Annotated in this window: 1 pseudogene; it reads right to left on the reverse strand. The window is 50.9% G+C overall.

Annotated features, from left to right (window positions below):
- Nucleotides 1–854: pseudogene (locus tag J8L98_RS24440) on the reverse strand (hypothetical protein); the annotation flags it as partial.

An 854-nucleotide genomic window follows, 5' to 3' on the forward strand; every position in this document is an offset into this window, starting at 1 on the left:
ACGCATTGCCAAACGCATCCGTTGCAACATTGCCAAAATTAAAGCTCGCTTGATTACCAAACAGTTTCTCTGCACCATAACCCAGTGCACTGTTTGCCACCCCGCCAAATGTATCGAACGCAATATTACCTGTTGTCACTCCCCCTGACAAGCTATCCGCATTACCTATTCCAAGCTCTGAACCTGCATAGGCTGATAACGCTGATGCTGCCACATTGCCCCAACGGAAACTGGCTTGATTACCCACCAATTTATTGGCCGCAACTGAACTAATAGCTGAGGTTGCCCCCATTACTGCTCGGCCTGTTGAACTGAGTTTATACAAGTCATCAGCCGTTTTAATTGCCTTGTCAGCATCATCTAATGCTGCAAATGTCTCTGAGCCTTTTAACAGACTGCCCATTCCCGCCGTTGCTGCTGTTGTTAAACCCGATGCTAAGGCATTTTTTAATGAAAAACTATCAACCGCCCCCATCGCTTTACCTACCACCTGAGATGCCACTGAGCCAACAACCCCCGCCGTGGCTGCCGCCATTAATCCGCCTGCCGTGCCTAATGCGCCAAAGCTACCACCTAACACCCCTACGCCTGCACTCATTACTCCGCTTGACGCACCTGCTGCTACTGCCGCAGCCCCTGCCGTCGCAATGGTTGCGGCAACCGCCACGGCTATCATCACAATAGAGGCAACCGCATTACAACCTGCTTCTGGTGGCGGTGGAATGTACGGAAGTGATGGGTCGGTATTACCCACGATTTCACCCAAATTCATTGGCTTGAAGTTATCGTGGCTGTTCACATTGTTCGCTCTGGCGGGAATATCCAGCATCACCCCTTCTAACAACTCAGAGCCC

This window comes from Pseudoalteromonas sp. MMG013, from assembly GCF_018100885.1.
Classification (GTDB): Bacteria; Pseudomonadota; Gammaproteobacteria; order Enterobacterales; family Alteromonadaceae; genus Pseudoalteromonas; species Pseudoalteromonas aurantia.